This is a genomic window from Streptomyces lunalinharesii (assembly GCF_039532155.1).
Classification (GTDB): domain Bacteria; phylum Actinomycetota; class Actinomycetes; order Streptomycetales; family Streptomycetaceae; genus Streptomyces; species Streptomyces lunalinharesii.
This window is the reverse complement of sequence record NZ_BAAARK010000001.1, coordinates 405,607-423,567: the sequence shown is the minus strand read 5'-3', so window position 1 is coordinate 423,567 and position 17,961 is coordinate 405,607. Positions and strand designations below refer to the sequence as shown.

At 74.4% G+C, this 17,961-nt stretch carries 14 protein-coding genes and 1 pseudogene; 3 read left to right on the top strand and 12 right to left on the bottom strand.

Annotated elements, in window-relative coordinates; all coding sequences use genetic code 11:
- Positions 1-20 precede the first annotated feature (20 nt).
- Entirely contained in the window at positions 21-2,426 is a 2,406-nt protein-coding gene (locus tag ABD385_RS01935) for a GH92 family glycosyl hydrolase (RefSeq protein ID WP_344573067.1), read from the bottom strand.
- 254 nt (positions 2,427-2,680) lie between these two features.
- Between ABD385_RS01935 and ABD385_RS01930 the strand changes: the two are divergent.
- Positions 2,681-2,956: pseudogene (locus tag ABD385_RS01930) on the top strand (ArsR/SmtB family transcription factor); the annotation flags it as partial.
- Here the strand turns inward: ABD385_RS01930 and ABD385_RS01925 are convergent.
- The 4 genes from ABD385_RS01925 to ABD385_RS01910 form a co-directional block, all read right to left on the bottom strand.
- Positions 2,883-4,322, bottom strand: coding sequence for an amino acid permease (locus tag ABD385_RS01925; protein ID WP_344573066.1), 1,440 nt, complete (start codon positions 4,320-4,322; stop codon positions 2,883-2,885). The pseudogene ABD385_RS01930 and the gene ABD385_RS01925 overlap by 74 nt on opposite strands.
- A 120-nt stretch (positions 4,323-4,442) precedes the next feature.
- Positions 4,443-4,658, bottom strand: a complete 216-nt coding sequence (locus tag ABD385_RS01920; RefSeq protein ID WP_344573065.1) for a dodecin — start codon at positions 4,656-4,658, stop codon at positions 4,443-4,445.
- A gap of 102 nt (positions 4,659-4,760) precedes the next feature.
- A complete protein-coding gene (locus ABD385_RS01915; protein ID WP_344573064.1) occupies positions 4,761-5,222 on the bottom strand; it encodes a universal stress protein in 462 nt (153 codons plus the stop codon).
- Positions 5,223-5,258: 36 nt separating this feature from the next.
- Positions 5,259-6,005, bottom strand: a complete 747-nt coding sequence (locus tag ABD385_RS01910; protein WP_425585329.1) for a PAS domain-containing protein — start codon at positions 6,003-6,005, stop codon at positions 5,259-5,261.
- 146 nt (positions 6,006-6,151) lie between these two features.
- Between ABD385_RS01910 and ABD385_RS01905 the strand changes: the two genes are divergently transcribed.
- Positions 6,152-9,346, top strand: a complete 3,195-nt coding sequence (locus ABD385_RS01905; RefSeq protein WP_344573063.1) for a cytochrome P450 — start codon at positions 6,152-6,154, stop codon at positions 9,344-9,346.
- Positions 9,347-9,401: 55 nt separating this feature from the next.
- On the opposite strand, the gene ABD385_RS01900 is transcribed toward ABD385_RS01905, so the two are convergent.
- Positions 9,402-9,941, bottom strand: coding sequence for a DUF2165 domain-containing protein (locus ABD385_RS01900; RefSeq protein WP_344573062.1), 540 nt, complete (start codon positions 9,939-9,941; stop codon positions 9,402-9,404).
- 127 nt (positions 9,942-10,068) lie between these two features.
- On the opposite strand from ABD385_RS01900, the gene ABD385_RS01895 reads away from it, so the two are divergent.
- Entirely contained in the window at positions 10,069-11,109 is a 1,041-nt protein-coding gene (locus tag ABD385_RS01895) for a phosphatidylinositol-specific phospholipase C domain-containing protein (protein ID WP_344573061.1), read from the top strand.
- Positions 11,110-11,145: 36 nt separating this feature from the next.
- On the opposite strand, the gene ABD385_RS01890 is transcribed toward ABD385_RS01895, so the two are convergent.
- The 6 genes from ABD385_RS01890 to egtA all read right to left on the bottom strand — a co-directional run bounded on the left by ABD385_RS01890 (position 11,146) and on the right by egtA (position 17,717).
- On the bottom strand, positions 11,146-12,195 hold the full coding sequence (locus ABD385_RS01890; RefSeq protein WP_344573060.1) for a trypsin-like serine peptidase: 1,050 nt from the start codon (positions 12,193-12,195) through the stop codon (positions 11,146-11,148).
- Positions 12,196-12,327: 132 nt separating this feature from the next.
- Positions 12,328-13,260, bottom strand: coding sequence for a phosphatidylinositol-specific phospholipase C (locus ABD385_RS01885; RefSeq protein ID WP_344573059.1), 933 nt, complete (start codon positions 13,258-13,260; stop codon positions 12,328-12,330).
- 143 nt (positions 13,261-13,403) lie between these two features.
- Positions 13,404-14,366, bottom strand: coding sequence for an L-histidine N(alpha)-methyltransferase (gene egtD, locus ABD385_RS01880; RefSeq protein ID WP_344573058.1), 963 nt, complete (start codon positions 14,364-14,366; stop codon positions 13,404-13,406).
- Positions 14,363-15,118 carry an ergothioneine biosynthesis protein EgtC gene (egtC, locus tag ABD385_RS01875; RefSeq protein ID WP_344573057.1) on the bottom strand — a complete coding sequence of 252 codons (756 nt, stop codon included), beginning with the start codon at positions 15,116-15,118 and terminating at the stop codon, positions 14,363-14,365. The genes egtD and egtC overlap by 4 nt, the downstream gene beginning before the upstream one ends.
- Entirely contained in the window at positions 15,118-16,440 is a 1,323-nt protein-coding gene (gene egtB / locus ABD385_RS01870) for an ergothioneine biosynthesis protein EgtB (protein WP_344573056.1), read from the bottom strand. Before egtB ends, egtC begins: the two co-directional genes overlap by 1 nt.
- The gene (egtA, locus tag ABD385_RS01865) at positions 16,437-17,717 is read right to left on the bottom strand and encodes an ergothioneine biosynthesis glutamate--cysteine ligase EgtA (protein WP_344573055.1); all 1,281 of its coding nucleotides are present in this window, start codon (positions 17,715-17,717) and stop codon (positions 16,437-16,439) included. The genes egtB and egtA overlap by 4 nt, the downstream gene beginning before the upstream one ends.
- Between the last annotated feature and the right edge of the window lie 244 nt (positions 17,718-17,961).

Sequence of the window (17,961 nt, the reverse complement as noted above, 5' to 3'; positions counted from 1 at the left end):
CGCCCCCGGCCGCCGTGCGCTCAGCGCCCGCCCCGGTAGTGCTGGTGCGGTGCCGCGGCGAGCGCCCCCGGCGTGCCCACCGGCGGCGGGGCCGCCCGGTCGCCGGTGCCCCACCGCGACGGCTCGGGGCCCACCGCGAAGCGGAGTTCACGGCCGGCGCGCAGTTCGGCGGTGGTCAGGTAGGTGCGGTCCCGGGGCGTGCCGTCGAGCCGTACGGACTGCACGTAGCGGTGGTCGGCCGACGTGCCGGGGGCCGCGACGGTGAAGTGGCCGGCGGGGTAGTAGCGCCGGTCCAGGGCCAGGTCGACCCGGTCGAAGACCGGGGTGCTCAGGCCCCAGGTGTCGGTGCCCGGCTGGACCGGAAAGATGCCGATCGCGGAGAGCACCATCCACGCCGACATCGTGCCCAGGTCGTCGTTGCCGGTCAGGCCCGTGGGGGCGTCGGTGAACAGGGTCAGCGCGGCGTGCACCACGTCCGTGGTCTTCCAGGGCTGGCCGGTGGAGAGGTAGGTGTACGGGGCGATCAGATCGGGTTCGTTCTGCGGGTTGTACTTGTCGGCGTTGTAGTAGTCGTAGGGGCCGTTCACCCACACCTCGCGGGCGGTCCCGGCCGGATCGGCGAGCAACTGCCGGTAGGCGAAGAAGGAGTCCAGCCGGGCCGTGGCCGCCGCCTTGCCGCCGATCAGCGCCGTCATCCCCGGCAGGTCCTGCGGCACCAACCACTGGTACTGCCAGGCCGTGCCCTCGTGGAAGCCCTCGCTCTTGGCCGGGTCGGCGGGGCCGGTGAACGCCCCCTGCCCGTCCCGGGCCCGGAAGAAGCCGGTCGAACGGTCGTACAGGGTGCGGTAGTTGAGCGCCCGGGCGGCGTACCGGTCGGCGTCCGCGTGATGGCCGAGGTCGTGGGCCATCTGCGCGAGCATCGCGTCCGACAGGGCGTACTCCAGGGTCGCCGAGGCGCCGTGGTCGAAGTCGGAGTCACCGGGCTTGGTGTGCGGGCGGCCCTTGAGGTACGGCACGTAACCGTTCTTGAGGTAGGCGGCGTTGGCCTCCCGGCCGACGGCGGGGGAGTCTGCCGGCGGCACCCCGTCGGCGTTCTTCCTCAGCGCCGCGTACGCCTCCTCCTCGTGGCCCTTGAGCAGCCCCTGACGGTGGGCGTTGGTCAGGAACGGGGTCACCGGATCGCCGGTCATGATGTTGGTCTCGACCGTCCCGTAGCCCCACTTCGGCAGCCAGCCGCCCTCCGCGTCGATGCGCAGCACCGACAGGGCCATGTCACGTGCCTCCTGCGGTGCGAGCAGGGACAGCAGCTGGGTCTGGGTGCGGTAGGTATCCCACAGTGACCAGTTCTGGTAGTAGGTGAACCCCCGTTCCCGGTGCGGGCGTTGGTCCCAGCCGGTGTAGCGGCCGTCCACGTCGCTGCCGACGTTCGGGGCGAGGAACGAGCGGTAGAGGGCGGAGTAGAAGGTCCGGCGCAGCGTGCGGTCGCCGCCGCGGACGCGCACCGCGGCGAGCCGCCGCTCCCAGGCCGCGTCCGCCGCCGCCTTCGCCGCGTCGAAGGAACTGCCGCCCTCCGCACGGAGGTTGCGGGCCGCGCCGGCCGCGTCCACGTAGCTCAGCGCGGTCGTCGCCTCGACGACGCGGTCGGTGCGAGTGTCGAACCGGACGTAGGCGCCGTGCCGACCCGGCGCGGTGGAGTCCCGGGAGCCGGGCGTCACGGTGTCGCCGCGCCACGTCCCGTACGCGGTGAACGGCCGGTTGAAGCGGGTGAGGGTGTGGACGGTGTACGGCCGGGTGTCCTGGCAGAAGCCGCGGCCGGTGATCGTGGTGCGCACGGTGCGGGAGTCCACCACCTCGACGTGCGTGGAGACCGTCCGGTGCAGCGACTGACCGGCGTTGAGCAGCACGTTGGCCTTGTCGGTGGCGGGGAAGGTGTAGCGCTGCCTGCCGGTGCGGGCGGTCGCGGTCAACTCGGCGGTGATCCCGCCGTACGAGGTGAGCCGGACGCGGTAGGAGCCCGGCCGGGCCGCCTCGCCGTCGTGGGTGTACCCGGCGGCGTACTTCGCGTAGTCGGTCTCGGTGACGTCGCCGGTGGTCGGCAGCACCGGCAGGTCCCCGCCGAGCCCGCAGCCGACCCCGGAGACGTGCACCGCGCTGAAGCCGCGGACGTGGTCGTCGTCGTAGTCGTAGCCGGTGGTGTGCCCGGTGTCGGGGGAGAGCTGCACCATGCCGAACGGCACCGCGGCCCCGGGGTAGGTGTTGCCGTCGTTCTTGCTGCCGATGAAGGGGTTGACGAGGTCGGTGAGGCGGCCGCCGGACGGCTCGGCGGGGGTGGCGTGCGCGGCCGGGGCGGTGAGCACGCTCCCGAGGAGCACGGCCGCCACCGTGGCGCCCGCGAGGCGTGGCCGGTTGAGTCTGGTCCAGGGCATGGGCAGACCTCCAGGAGGGCCGACAACGTTGTCAAGGCGGACTTATTCTTGGACCCCGGCCACGGCGCGTCAAGGGGACCCGATGCGCCAACCCCGCCCGCCCACGCCTGCGCTGTACAGCCGTCAGCACCGCTTTCGACACCGCTTTCGACCGGCGCGCGACACCGAGCCGGACGCGGACGGCTGCGCGCCCGTCCCGCGCCGCCGCCTGCCGTGGTGGCGGTGGTGGCGGCGGTGGTGGCACCGGATCGTCGGGCGGCGGCCGGGCGGCGGTGCTGGTGCTGCTGGGCACGCCGAAGAGCACCACCCAGTTGGTGGCCCTGACCGGCCAGGGCCTGGGTTCGGTCGGCCGGCACCTGCAAGTGCTGCGCGACGCCGGCCTGATCGCCCGTCGCCGGGCCGGGCGCAGCGTGCTCTACCGCCGGACGGACGCCGGCGAGGCCGTCGTAGGGGCCGTCACCGCGGCTCCGGAGCCGTCCGGCCCGCCGTCGCCAACTCCGACTTGCGGTAGGAGTACGAGAAGTAGATGACCAGGCCGATCACGAACCACACCGCGAACCGCACCCAGGTCTGCCACTCCAGGAAGGTGATCAGCCACAGCGAGAAGCACACCCCGAGCGCCGGCACCACCGGCATGCCCGGCGTGCGGAAGGTGCGCGGCAGGTCGGGGCGCTTGTAGCGGAGCACGATCACCGAGACGCACACCACCACGAAGGCCAGCAGGATGCCGATGTTGGTGAGTTCGGCGGCCTGCCCGATCGGCAGGAAGCCGGCGATGAGCGCGGACGCCGCGCCGACGATCCAGGTGACCCGCACCGGCACGTGGTGGGTGGCGCTGGTCTTGGCGAACCACTTGGGCAGCAGCCCGTCCCGGCTCATGGCGAACCACACCCGGGTCACCCCCAGCATGAAGGTGAACATCACCGTCAGGATGCCGATGATCGCGCCGACCGCGATCACGTCCGCCAGCGCGTTCAGCCCGACCGACTTGAAGGCCGTGGAGAAGCCGCTCTCCGGGTCGATGTGCCGGTAGTTCTGCATGCCCGTCAGCACCAGGCAGGCGAGTACGTACAGCACCATCGAGATGGCCAGCGAGTACATGATCGCCCGGGGCATGTGGCGTTGGGCGTCCTTGGACTCCTCGGCCGCGGTGCTCATCGCGTCGTAGCCGAAGACCGCGAAGAACACGGTGGCCGCCCCGGTGAACGCGCCGCTCACCCCGAACGGGAAGAACGGCCGGTAGTTGGCGGTGTCGAGGTGGAAGAAGCCGACCCCGATGACGACCAGCACCACCAGCACCTTCAGCCCGACCACGATCGTCTCGAAGCGGGCCGCGTTCTTGATGCCCAGCGTCAACAGGTAGGCGATCAACAGGCAGAGCACCGACGCGAAGAGGTCCACGCGGTGCCCGGGGCCGGTGCCCGGCGCGCCCAGCATCCACAGCGGCAGCTTCAGCCCCATCTCGCCGAGCAGGAAGGCGAAGTAGCCGGAGATGCCGATCGCGACCACCGCCACGATCGCGGTGTACTCCAGCAGCAGGTCCCAACCGATGAACCAGCCGGCGAGTTCGCCCAGCACCGCGTAGCCGTAGGTGTAGGCGGAGCCGGCCTTCGGGATCAGCCCGGCGAACTCGGCGTAGGAGAACGCCGCCGCGGCGCTGGCCACGCCCGCGACGAGGAAGGAGACCAGGACCGCGGGGCCGGCCTTCTCGTGGGCGATGGTGCCGGCCAGCGTGAAGATGCCGGCGCCGATGATGCCGCCGACGCCGATCGCGGTCAGCTGCCACAGCCCCAGCTCACGCGTGAGCTGCTGGCCCGCCGTGCCCTCCGGCTCGTCGACGTGCTCGATGGGTTTGCGGCGCCAGACGCCCTGACCCGCGCGCAGCAGGCGTGCCATGCGTGATCCTTCCGTACGCTCGGTACGTGCCCGTCGTGGTGCGACGGCGGATCATCATGGACCGCCGGCGGCGCGGTGCGAAGGCGACGCGGCGGCGGGCGGCCATTCGGCCCCGGGGCTTCAGCCCGTCTCCTCCAACCGGAAACCGACCTTCAGACCGACCTGGTAGTGATCGATCCGCCCCTCGATGATGTGGCCGCGGACCTGCGTGATCTCGAACCAGTCGAGATTGCGCAGCGTGCCTGAGGCGCGCCTGATGCCGTTCTGGATGGCGGCGTCCACGCTCTGCTGGGACGTTCCCACGATCTCGGTCACGCGGTACGTGCGGTCGGTCACGGTCTCTCCCTCGTCGGGGTGGTGCGCCCCCCGTCCTCTTTCCACCGTGCCTCAGCCCGGCCCGCCCCACCAGCGGGCCGGGACCGGCGGGCGTACGGTTCCTTAAGGCACGACCGTGACCGGCCAGCGCCCGGCCTTGACCAGCCGCACCGCGACCGAGCCCATGATGCGGTGCCCGGCGGACTCCGAGGCGCCCACCACCACCGCGTCCGCCTTGAGCTCGTCGGCCATCTGCACCATGCCGTTGTACGGGTCCCCGCGCAGCGTGTGGAACTCCCACCGCAGGTGGAACATGCCGTCGAGCCGCTCGGTGGCCTTGCGGATCTCGGCCATCAGCTCCTCGGCGACCTCGTTGGTGGTGTCCATGACCGGTGCGCCCAACGCGGCCCCGGTCGCCAGCACCGGCTGGACGTAGACCAGCACCAGCTTCGACCCCTGCCGCCTGGCCAGCCCGGCCGCGTACGCCGCGGCCCGCCAGGACGAATCGGAGCCGTCGACGCCGACGACGATGACCTTCGGGCCGTCCGTTCCGCGCTCGAACGGCGCGGCTGCATTGTCCTCCACACCAGGGAGGTTATCCGCACACACGTGCAGTCGACCTCAGGGGCCGGGTGGTCGCGGCCCGCCGTCGTCGTCGGGCACCGCGGGCGCGGGCGGCCAGCGGTCCGCGGCGAGCACCCCCAGCACGTACGCCTTGGCCACCAGCGCGGTGCGGCCCTGGACGCGCCAGCGGCGGGCCAGCCGGGTCAGGTGGTAGTTCACCCCGTCGACGGTCAGTCCCAGCGCGCTGCCGATCGCGGCGGTGGTCGCCCCACCGGCCGCCAGCGCCAGGATCCGGGCCTCGACGGGGCTGGTGGCGGCGCGCGGCGCGGCCGGCGGGGCGGCGGCGGACCCGGTGTCCTCGCGCAGCAGGGCCAGCAGCGACGGCGGTGCCGCGGACGGGTCGCCGACCGGATCGATCGTCAGCTGCCCCTGCCGCTCGGGCTCGTCGGGCCCGGTCCGCCACCGCACTTCGACCGGGTAGCGGGACCGCCGGCCCAGCCGCAGCGCCTCCATGATCCGGGCGATCTGTGCGGGCTCGCGGGGCCGGAACAGGTCGAGCAGGTTGCGGCCGCGCAACTGCCCGGGGACCGCGCCCCACTGCGCCGCCATCGCCGGATTGGCGATCAGCACCTGGCCGTCCGCCCGGCACACCGCGATCGGCGTGGGGATGCGGTCCAGCAGCATCACGAAGTAGTCGCGGTAGGCGCTGGCCGGGGGCGGGGCGGGTGGGGTCGGCGGTCCGGGGCGTGGACAGTCCGTGCCGGTGTCGTCCTCCGGCGCCCCACCGTGCGTCGTCCTGCTCATCGCCCGGATTCCGCCCTTTCTGCCGTCGCGCCGGCCGCCGCTGCCCCATCCTCGCCGCACGCGCAAGGGCGCGCGACGACGAACCACTGCACAATCATGCAGTTCCCCGGATCGGGGGCGGGCACCGGGCCGGTCACGCTGGAGACATGACCGACACCATCGCGCCCCAGACGGGCGACCGCGCCACCGCCGTGGGCGTCCCGGTCGCCGACCTCACGGCGACCGGGATCAGCAGCACCCCCCTCCAGCAGGCCATGGACCTCGCCCGGATCCACGGCCCGGCCTACGTGCGCAAGTTCGGTGCGCGCGAGACGCTCTTCCTCTCCTCCGTCGACCTGGTCACCGAGGTCTCCGACGAGACCCGTTTCGCCAAGGGCGTCTCGGTGGTCCTGGAGAACGTGCGGGAGTTCGCCGGTGACGGTCTGTTCACCGCCTACAACGACGAACCCAACTGGGCCAAGGCGCACGAACTCCTGATGCCGGCCTTCGCCCTGGGCTCGATGCGGACCTACCACCCGGCGATGCTGAAGGTCGCCCGCCGGGTCACCGCGTCCTGGGACCGGCGGATGGCCGAGGGCCGCCCGGTCGCGGTCGCGGAGGACATGACCCGGATGACGCTGGACACCATCGGACTGGCCGGCTTCGGCTTCGACTTCGAGTCGTTCTCCCGGGACACCCCGCACCCCTTCGTCGAGGCGATGGTGCGCTGCCTGGAATGGAGCATGACCAAGTTCGCCCGCCAGCCCGACGACGACCACACCGCGGCCGACGCGGCGTTCCGGGCGGACGCCGACTACCTCGCGTCCGTCGTCGACGAGGTGATCGCCGCCCGCACCGCCGGCGGGGAGCGCCGCGACGACGACCTGCTGGGCCTGATGCTCGCCGCCGGGGAGGGCGAAGCGGCGCACCAGGGGCCGGCCCTCGACCTCGCCAACATCCGCAACCAGGTCATCACCTTCCTCATCGCCGGCCACGAAACCACCTCCGGCGCGCTCTCCTTCGCCCTCTACCACCTGCTCAAGGACCCGGTCGCGCTGCGCCTGGTGCAGCGCGAGGCCGACGCGCTGTGGGGCGACGAGACGGACCCGGACCCGACGTTCGAGGACATCGGCAAGCTGGCGTTCACCCGGCAGGTCCTCAACGAGGCGCTGCGACTGTGGCCGACCGCCGCGGCCTTCACCCGCCAGGCCCGCACCGACACGGTCCTCGGCGGCCGTTACCCGGTCGCCGCCGGGGACCTGGTCACCGTGCTGACCCCGATGCTGCACCGCGACCCGGTCTGGGGCGACAACCCCGAGGCGTTCGACCCGTTCCGCTTCACGCCGGAGGCCGAGGCGGCCCGCTCCCCGCACGCCTACAAGCCGTTCGGCACCGGCGAACGCGCCTGCATCGGGCGGCAGTTCGCGCTGCACGAGGCCACCATGCTGCTGGCCCTGCTGGTGCACCGCTACCGGCTCGTCGACCACGCCGACTACCGGCTCCGCGTCAAGGAGACCCTCACCCTCAAGCCCGACGGCTTCACCCTCACCCTGGCCCCGCGCACCCCCGCCGACCGGGCCGCGGTGCGCAGTGCGCTGGCCGTGCTGCCCGGCGGACCCGCCGGAGCGGCCCAGGACGACGCCACCGGCGTCGCGTCCGACGAGGGCCTGCCCACCCGCGTCCCGCAGGGCACCCCACTGCTCCTGCTGCACGGCACCAACTACGGCACCTGCCGGGAGTTCGCCGAGCGGCTCGCCGACGAGGCCACCGCGCTGGGCTTCGCCACCGAGGTCGCGCCGCTGGACGCGCACGCCGGCGGCCTGCCCACCGACCGCCCCGTCGTCCTCGTCGCCGCCTCGTACAACGGCCAACCGACCGACGACGCCACCGCGTTCACCGCCTGGCTCGGCACCGCCGCGGAGGGCGCCGCGGCCGGCGTCCACTACGCCGTGCTCGGCGTCGGCGACCGCAACTGGGCCGCCACCTACCAGCAGGTCCCCACCTTCCTCGACGACCGGCTGGCCGCCCTCGGCGGCGAGCGGCTGCTGCCCCGCGCCGAGGCCGACGCCTCCGGTGAACTCGCCGGCGCCGTAAGGAAGTTCGGCGCCGCACTGCGCACCGAGCTGCTCGTCCGGCACGGCGACCCGGCGAGCATCGGCGACCGCGGCCCGGACGGCGCCGACACCGGCTACGCCGTCACCGCGCTCACCGGCGGTCCGCTCGACGCGCTGGCCGCCCGGCACGACCTCGTCCCGATGACCGTCACCGAGGCGTACGACCTGACCGCCGACGGCTGGGCGCGGCCCAAGCGCTTCCTGCGCCTGGCCCTCCCGGACGGCGTCACCTACCGCACCGCCGACCACCTCGCGGTGCTGCCGGTCAACACCCCCCAGGCGGTGGCCCGCACCGCCGCCGCCCTCGGCGTCGACCTGGACTCCGTGCTGGCACTGCGCCCGCCCACGGGCCGCCCGACCCGCGACACGCTGCCCGTCGACCGACCCCTGACCGTGCGCGAACTCCTGTCCCACCACCTGGAGTTGGGCCTGCGCCCGACGCCCGAACAGCGGGCGCTGCTCGCCGCCCACAACCCCTGCCCGCCCGAGCGGCACGCCCTGGAGAACCTTCCCGACGACGATCCGCGCAGCCTGATCGAGCTGGTCGAGGCGCACCCCGCGCTGCGCGGCGCGCTGTCCTGGCCGGTGGTCCTGGAACTGCTGCCGCCGCTGCGCACCCGCCACTACTCGCTGTCCTCGTCGCCCGCCGCCGACCCGCGCCACGCCGACCTGATGGTCTCGCTGCTGCCCGGCGGCACCGGTTCGACGCACCTGCACGCCGTGCGCCCCGGCGACACCGTGCTGGCCCGGGTGCAGCCGTGCCGGGAGGCGTTCCGCCTCGACCCGGCCGACGACACCCCGGTCGTCCTGGTCGCCGCCGGCACCGGGCTGGCGCCGTTCCGCGGCGCCGTCGCCGACCGCGTGGCGGCCGGCCGGACGACCCCGGCCCGGCTCTACTTCGGCTGCGACGACCCCGACGGCGACTTCCTGCACGCCGCGGAGTTCGCCGCCGCCGAGCGGGCCGGCGCGGTCGCCGTCCGCCCCGTCTTCAGCGCCCGCCCCGAGCACGGCCACCGCTTCGTCCAGCACCGGATCGCGGCCGAGGCCGCCGAGGTGTGGGAGCTGTTGCAGGCCGGCGCCCGGGTCTACGTCTGTGGCGACGGCAGCCGGATGGCGCCCGGCGTCCGGGACGCCTTCCGCGCGGTACACCGCGAGCGCACCGGCGCGTCGGAGCAGGAGTCCCAGGCGTGGCTGCGCGAACTGACCGCGTCGGGCCGCTACGTCGAGGACGTCTACGCGGCGGGCTGACGCACCGCGGGGCGCCGGCGGCGGGTGCGCGCGGAGCGCACCCGCCGCCGGTGCGTCACGCGTCGGTGGGCTCCGGCCGCCGGCCGGCCCCCGAGAACTGCACCACCAGCAGCACCACCCCGGTCATGAGGAAGTTCCGCACCGCGGCCTCGACCCCGTTCCACTGCTTCGACTGCCACATCGCGAACCACTCGCCGCCGATCGCCCAGAACCCGGCCCCGAACAGCACCATCATCATCAGCAGCCCCACGGTGGCCAGTTGTCGGGCCCGTCCGGCGCCGCCGGACCGCCCCCGCACGGCCCACAGCGCGGTCGCCGCGAGCAGCACCAGCGCCGCCACCGACTCCCAGGCGATCACCCCGACGTAGGCGGCGTCCTGCACGCCCCGCGAGGTGACGGCCCGCCACATCAGGTCCGGGTCCTGGAAGGTGGTGTCCATCGCCAGCACGTGCCGGACGTACTCCCGGTTGGTGCCGAAGTCGGTGATGTTGCCGAACGCGACCAGCGCTATGTAGAGCGCCACCGTCCCCGTCAGCACCGCCGCCGTCCACGACAGCCCGCCCGAGCCGGCCCCGTCGTTCCCCCGCATCCGCATCCGCACACCCTTTCGCTTGATCGTTTGCGTCGCTGACCGTACCGCGCCCGTCGTCGTCGCGCTCGCCGACCGGCAACTCCCGTACTCTGCTCACCGACCTGGCAGGACACGAGGGGAAGCGGGGCCCATGAAGCGGAAGCGGTGTGCGGGGACGGTGGCCGTCGCGGCCGCGGCGATGATCGCGGCGACCGGCCCGGCGGGGGCCGCGACGGCCACCGCGACGACCTATGGCACCAGCACCGCGGTGGGGGTGCACAACGCCTACGAGAAGGCCAAGTACCCCTACTTCGCGGATGCGTTGGACTCCGGCGCCGCGCTCGTCGAAGTGGACGTCTGGACCAACGGCCTGGGCGGCACCTGGCGGGTCTCGCACGGCAACCCGCTCGGCAACAACAACAACTGCGTCGGCGCGGCCACCGCCGCCGACCTGCGCAGCAAGGACCGCAACCAGGACTTCGCCGGCTGCCTGGCCGACCTGCGCGCCTGGCACGACGCCCATCCCGGCCACCGCCCGATCCTGGTCAAGGTCGAGATGAAGGACGGCTTCAACGCCAAGGGCGGCCGCGGCCCCGCCGCATTCGACGCCCTGGTACGCCAGAAGCTGGGCGACGCGGTCTACGGGCCCGGCGACCTGGCACACGGTCACGCCACCCTCGACGCGGCGGTCCGGGCCGGCGGCTGGCCACCGCGCGCGGACCTCGCCGGGAAGTTCCTCTTCGAGCTGATACCGGGCACCGTCGAGGAGAAGAACCCGTTCGACAAGCTGTGGACCGACGTCGAGTACGCCGGCCACCTGCGGGACCTCGCCGCCCGCGGCCAACTCGCCCAGGCCGCCGCCTTCCCCGCCGTGCACGGCGCCGCCCCGGGCGACCCCCGGGACCGCTACGCCGACCCGGCGCTGCGTCCCTGGTTCGTGGTGTTCGACGGCGACGCCGCCACGTACCTCGACGGCACCATCGACACCTCCTGGTACGACGCCCGCCACTACCTGCTCGTCATGACCGACGCCCACAAGGTCCCGCCGGCCCTGGACCCCACCCACCCCACCGAGGCGGACGCCCTGGCCCGGGTCGGGAAACTCGCCGCCGCGCACGCCAGCTTCGCCACCGCCGACTGGTACCCGCTGCCGTCGGTCCTCGCCACCGTCCTCCCGCGCGGCGGCGCCTGAGCGGGCCCGGAGCCGGGGGCGGGGCCGGGCCGCCCGCTAGCCGCGGGTGGCCCGCCGGTACAGCGCCGCCACGTCCGCCCCGAAGCGGCTGCTGTACGACGTGTTGTCGTCACCGCCCCCGTCCTGACCGCCGATCAGCCCGATCAGCGAGCCGGTGCCGGTCGTCGGATCGAGGTCGGTGAGCATCGGGCCGCCGCTCGTCCCGGCCGGGAAGCCGGCGCAGGGGAAGCGTAGTTGGCCCGGGCCCTCGGCGTCGGCGGTGTGCCGGCAACTGACCGGGGCGTCGCGGTCGGACGGGTAGCCGGTCAGCTGCGCGGGCCGCCCGGGCGGTGCGTCGAACCGCATCCGTTCGGCGCCGGTGACGTCCTCGATCCGCTGGTCCGTGTCGCCGTGCCGGCGCACCCGGAGGAACGCCACGTCGTGGTCCGGGTCCCGGTCGCTGATCCAGCGCGGGTCCACGTAGACGCGGGTGGGCACCCACAGGCCGTAGGGCGCGATCCCGTCGTGCAGGCCGGGGGCGAACACCAGCCGGGTGCGGAAGCCGCCGTCGTGGACGCAGTGCGCTGCGGTGGCGACGAGGTTCCCGGCGGGGGAGTGCACCACGCTGGCCGTGCAGTAGTGCCCCGAGTCGCCGTCGCCGCCGGGCGAGAAGAGCGCCCCGACCGGCGGCGAGGGGGCCGCCGCGTTGGCCGCCAGCGGGCGGGAGGCGGGCAGCGGCGCCGGGGCGTCACCACTCCGGCGCACGGCGACCACCCGCGGCCCCGGTGCCTCGCGGTACGGCCCGGCCAGCACCGCGGCGGCCGCCCGGTCGCCGGCCACCCGCGAGGCGACGTACGTCCCGGTGGCCGGGTCCCCGGGCGCCACGTACGGATCCTGGTGCGCGGCCTTGAGCGCCAGCGCCGTGCCGCCCACGACGACGGTGAGCACCGCGAGCGCCACGGTCACCCGCAGCGGCACCCCGGCGCGGGCCCGGCCGGTGCGGACCGGGCCGCCCGCTCCCGGCCCGGTGGGCGCCGGCGCGGGCCCGTCGTCCGCCGGCCGTGCGTCCCGTGCCGCCGCCCCGGGCCCGCGTTCGCTCGTCTCCACCAGGTGCCGCCTTGCCGCTTCAGTCGGCGCGGCCGCACCGCGCACCGTCGTGCGGGGCGGGGCAGCGCCGGAACCAGACATTTCAACCAGTCTGATGCACGGAAGCGCGTCGTGGTTCGGTTCGACGTCCGATCACGCGTGCGCGTGGGCCGGCCGGGTGACGCCGAGACCGGACAGGTTGTGCCGGATCACCGTCTCGGCCAGCTGGAACTCGTTGGGGAAGTCCATCGGGACGATGCCCAGCCCCCGCCAGGCACTGCCCTCGGCGCCGTCCAGCAGGGCCTTGACCCGGGGGTTGAGGCGGTCGGCGTTGGACCGCGGCGGGAGCAGGGCCGCGGTCGAGACGTAGTTGACGAAGAGCTTGCCGGGCTCGGCGACCGCCTTGCGGAACTGGGCCTCGACCTTGGGGTACTTCCCGATCGGCTCGGCCATGTAGTCGTCCTGGACGTCGAACAGCGCCGGGTCGGCGTACCGCACGCCGCCCAGCCCGTCCGCGTCGGCCAGCAGCACGACCCGGCCCCGGGCCTCGCCCAGCGTGGGCAGCCCCGCGTCCAGCCGGAACAGCGAACGGTAGCCCTTGCCGTCCAGGTAGCTGACGAAGACCTGCCGGAACTCCTCGGCGGAGACCTCCGAGTACTCCTGCTTGACCCGCATCAGCACGGTCTCGGTGGGGTGCGCCCGCAGGAAGTCCCGGCAGGCGTTGAGCACGTCGCCGAACATCAGCTCCTGGTAGAACGCGCCGTGATGGATGGCGAAGACGCCGTCGACGGCCCGGCAGCGCACGTCCAGGAACCGGATGCCGGCGGCGAGTTGTGCGGCGATCGAGGTGTTCTGGCAGGCCACCCAGGGGCCGCCGATCCGGGCACCGGAGTCGTGGGTGCCGGGGATGCTCAGCCGCTGCACGGGCGTGCCGTCGCCGAGCGCGGACATCCAGTCCTGTACCGAGACCGCGGTGGGCGCCGCGGCCGCCGCGGTCCCCCCGCCGCCGAGGCCCGCGAACAGCCCGGCGGCGGACAGTCCCGCCGCGCCCCTGAGGAAACCCCGTCGATCCAGCGCCGTGGCCATGCCCCGCCCCTTAGTCGAGCCCGTGTGGCTCCGTACGCGGCGGGCGCACCCGACGGCGCGTACGGATGTGCGATCGGGGCATCGAACCACATCGACGGGGAGCCGGGTACCCGCCCCGCACGCGCCGGCCGGACCGGCACCGCTCAGAGGCGCAGCGCCAGGGACAGCGCGAACCGGCCCGCGCGGTCCGTCCACCACTCGGTCAACTTCCAACCGGCAGCACAGAGTTCGGTGCGCACCCCGTCCTCGCGGAACTTCGCCGAGACCTCCGTGCGTACCTCCTCGCCGGCCGCGAACGGCACGACCAGGTCGACGCCGGGGATCTTCACGGTCAGTTCGGTGCGGGCCCGCAGCCGCATCTCCATCCACTCCTGCGCGGCGTTCCACCGCGCGACGTGGTCGAAGGCGTCCGGGTCGAAGTCGCCGCCCAACTCGCGGTTGATGACGGCCAGCACGTTCTTGTTGAACGCGGCGGTCACCCCGCGGGCGTCGTCGTACGCGGCGACCAGGGTGGCCTCGTCCTTCACCAGGTCGGTGCCGAGCAGCAGGGCGTCGCCGGGGGCGAGCAGGTCGTGGACCGCGGTCAGGAACGCGGCCCGCTCCTCGGGCAGGAGGTTGCCGATGGTGCCGCCGAGGAACGCCAGCAGCCGGGGGCCGGGCGTCGGCGGGAGCACCAGGCCCTGTTGGAAGTCGGCGACGAGGGCGTGCACGGTCAGGTCCGGATGCTCCGCCAACAGCCCCTCGCCGGCGGCCCGCAGCGCGGACTCGCTGACGTCGACCGGCAGGTAGGCGTCCAGGTCGGCGAGGGCGCGGAGCAGGTGTCGGGTCTTGTCGGAGGAGCCGGAACCCAACTCGATCAGGGTGCGCGCGCCGGTGGCGGCGGCTATCCGGTCCGCGGTGGCGCGCAGGATCTCGCGCTCGGCGCGGGTGGGGTAGTACTCCGGCAGGGTGGTGATCTCGTCGAACAGCTCCGAGCCGCGGGCGTCGTAGAACCACTTCGGCGGCAGCTGCTTGGGCGTGCGGGACAGTCCCGCGACGACGTCGGCGCGCAGCGCGGCCGCGGTGGCGTCGGCGGGCAGGGTGCGGGTGAGGCTGAGCGGGCTCACGTTGCGGGCTCCTTGAGCGGGGAGAGACGGACCTCGGTGCGGGTGGCGCACAGCAGCGTGCGGTCGGGGACCTCGGTCCAGTGGGGGGACTCGTCATAGGGCTCGGAGGCGACCACCCGGCCGCCACCGGGGACGGCCCGGTGGAACAGGGTGTCGCCCCAGGTGGTGCCGGCGATGCCGACGCCGTCGGTCAGCAGCAGGGTCAGCCGGGAGCCGGGCGCCGCCGCGGCGACCTCCTCCACCGTGCCGGCCAGCGCCCGGCCCGGGTCGTCGCCGGCGACCAGCCGGCGGTGCACCAGGGCCCACAGGAACGCGGAGTCGCTGCGGGCCTGGAGGCGCAACAGCTCCCCCGGGGGCAGCCCGGCGGCCAGCGGCGCCATGGTGTCGGGCCAGCCGGCCACCGCGCCGTTGTGGCTGAAGAGGTACCGCCCGGTGGCGAACGGCGCGGCGGCCGCCTCGGCGTCCGCGCCGGCGACGGTGGCGTCCCGGACGGCGGCCAGCAGCGCCCGGGTGCGGACCACCCGTGCCAGGTCCGGCAGTTGCTCGTCGGCCCAGATCGGCCCGGCGCGCCGGTAGCGGGCCGGCACCGGGTCGTCGGGCGCGTACCAGCCGACGCCGAAGCCGTCCGCGTTGACCGTCCCGTGCCGCTGGTGGCGCGGCGCCCAGGACTGCCGGTAGAGGCCGTACGGCGGCTCCAGGACCACCTTCCCGAGCGGGACCTCCGCTCCCACGTAGGCCAGGTGACGGCACATCAGGCGCCGTCCCGGGCCGGTCCGGCGTCCCGGGCGGTGCGGAAACCGGCGAAGATCTGCCGCCGCACCGGGAGGTCCCAGTTGCGGAAGGTGCCGCGGCAGGCGACCGGGTCCACCCCGAACGAGCCGCCGCGCAGCACCTTGTGCGCACTGCCGAAGAACACCTCGGAGTACTCCCGGTAGGGGAACGCGGCGAAGCCGGGGTAGGGCAGGAAGTCGCTGGCCGTCCACTCCCAGACGTCCCCGATCAGCTGGTGCACGCCGAGCGGCGAGGCACCCTCGGGGTAGGCGCCGACCGGCGCCGGCCGCAGGTGCCGCTGGCCGAGGTTGGCGCGCTCCGGGGTCGGGTCCGCGTCGCCCCACGGGTAGCGCCGGTCCCGGCCGGTCGCCGGGTCGTGGCGGGCCGCCTTCTCCCACTCGGCTTCGGTGGGCAGCCGCCGCCCGGCCCACCGCGCGTAGGCGTCGGCCTCGTACCAACTGACGTGCAGCACCGGCTCGTCGGGCGGCACCGGCTCGGTCACTCCGAACCGGCGGCGCAGCCACTGCCGGCCCTCCCGCCGCCAGAACAGCGGGGCCCGCAGCCGGTGCGCGCGCACCTGCGCCCAGCCCTGCGGGTCCCACCAGCGCGCCTCGTCGTAGCCGCCGTCGTCGATGAACCGCTGGTAGGCGCCGTTGCTCACCGGGGTGGCGTCGAGGAAGAAGGGCGGCACCGACCGTCGGTGCGCGGGCCGTTCGTTGTCCAGGGCCCACGGTTCGGTGGACGTCCCCATCAAAAACGGCCCGCCGGGCACGAGGACTTCGGACGGCAGGGGGCCGGCCGGCGCGGCCGGCGGATCGGGCGCGCCGAGCACCGGCGGGCCGGCGCGCAGCTGGTGGGTGATCAGCATCGTCTCGTCGTGCTGCTGCTCGTGCTGCGCGATCATCCCGAACGCGAACCCGGCGGACAGCAGCGGAGCGCCGTGCAGTTCGGCGCGCTCCAGCACGTCCAGCACCCGGCCGCGCACCTCGGCGACATAGCCGCGGGCCTCGGCCGGCGCCAGCAGCGGCAGCGCGGGCCGCTCGGCCCGCGGGTGCTCGAAGGCGTCGTAGACGGAGTCGATGTCCGGGCGCAGCGCGTCGAGACCGCCGACGGTGCGCAGCAGCCACTGCTCCTCTTGGTTGCCGATGTGCGCCAGGTCCCACACCAGGGGGGACATCAGCGGGGAGTGCTGGGCGATCAGGTCCGGGTCCTCGACGCAGCCGGTCAGCGTGCGGGTGCGGTCGCGGGCGGCGAGCAGCGCCGCGGCGGCCCGCTCCCGGAAGGGTTCGCAGTCGAGGGTCACGGGCTGTCCTTCCCACGGACGAGGCGGCCCTCGGCCGCGGCGGGCAACGCGTCCAGTTGGTCGTCGGCCGGGCAGCGGCCGCGCGCCACGTAGCGCTCGGTGAACTCCGCGACCGCCGCGCGGATCTCGCCGGAGGCGCCCAACCGGGGCAGCGCCTCCTGCGCGGCGGCGAAACACGCCACCGCTGCGGTGTGCAGTTCGGGGTCGGTCAGCGCGTCCCGGGCGGCGGCCCGCCACAGCGGGTTCTCCGGCGCCGGCCGCGCCCCCGCCGTCTCCGCGAGGGGCTTGACCGCGCGGTAGGCGTACTCGGCGGCCTCCGGGTCGTCGAACAGGGCCGCCGTGACGGCCAGCGGCACGATCCACCCGTTGGGGCCGGGCTGCGCGTCGATCATCCGCAGCTCCAGGTGGCCGCGCGGCCGGACCGGCGGGAAGAGCGTGGTGACGTGGTAGTCGAGGTCCTCCCGCGTCACCGGCCGCGGCGCGCCGGTGCGGATCCACTCCCGGAACGTCAGCCCCTCCGGCGCGTGCCAGGGGCCGTCCGGGCGGGGGACGCACATCACCGGCGCGTCCAGGGCGTAGCGGACCCACGCGGCGCGCGGGTCGGGGCCCGGGGACGGGGCGAAGGTGCGGCCCGGGTCGAGCTGCGCCCAGATGGCCTGGCGGGTGGTGCGGTAGCCGGTCGGCCGTCCCTCGGCGAGCGGGGAGTTGGCGAACGCGGCGGCCAGCACGGCGCCCAGCAGGTGCGCCAGCACCCACCGTCGGCCCAGCCCCAGGGGCCCGGGCTCCTCGTGCCCGGCGTCCACGCAGACCTGGACCGAGGCGGTGCCGCACATCATGGACCGGCCGGCCGGTCCGCGGCGGTCGAAGTACGCCTCCATGGCGTCGTAGCGCGGGGCGAGGAGCACCCGCCGCGGGGGGTGCCAGGGGTTGTGGCCGTGGCCGGCGAGCCCGAGGCCCCGCTCCTGCAGGGTGGGGCGGACCAGGGCGAGGTCGGCGCTGACCGCCTCGACGCAGGCGGTGAGGGAGGTGGCGGGCAACGAGCTGAGCTCCAGTTGGCCGCCGGGTTCGAAGGTGAGGCAGGAGTCGAGCGGCAGGGCGCGCAGGGCGTCGGCCGCGGCGTGCATCCGGTCGGGTGCGACCGGACATCGGGGGTTGCGGGCGTCGTGGACCAGCAACTCGATCTCGACGCCCAGGCGTCGGGGTGGACCCGTCTTGAAACAGATCCCGCTCAGGTGCGCTTCGAGCTCCGCTTCGGACACTGTCGGCCGTACGGGCATCGCTTCTCTCCCCTCCGGGGCGGCGGCTGGATCGCCGCCCTCCACCTAAGCCGGTGCCGGCGGTCCGCTCAAGAGCGCGTGCCGGCGGCGGGCGGCCCGGTGCCGGGGACCGGGCAGGTGGGACGGGGGAGGACGGCCGGAAATCCGCTACGTCCGTTCGGGTGCCGGGTGCCGGGTGCCGGGTGCCGGGTAGGGCGGCGGGCGGCGGAGCGGGGGGGAGGTGGCGGACGCGCCTCCCCGCTCG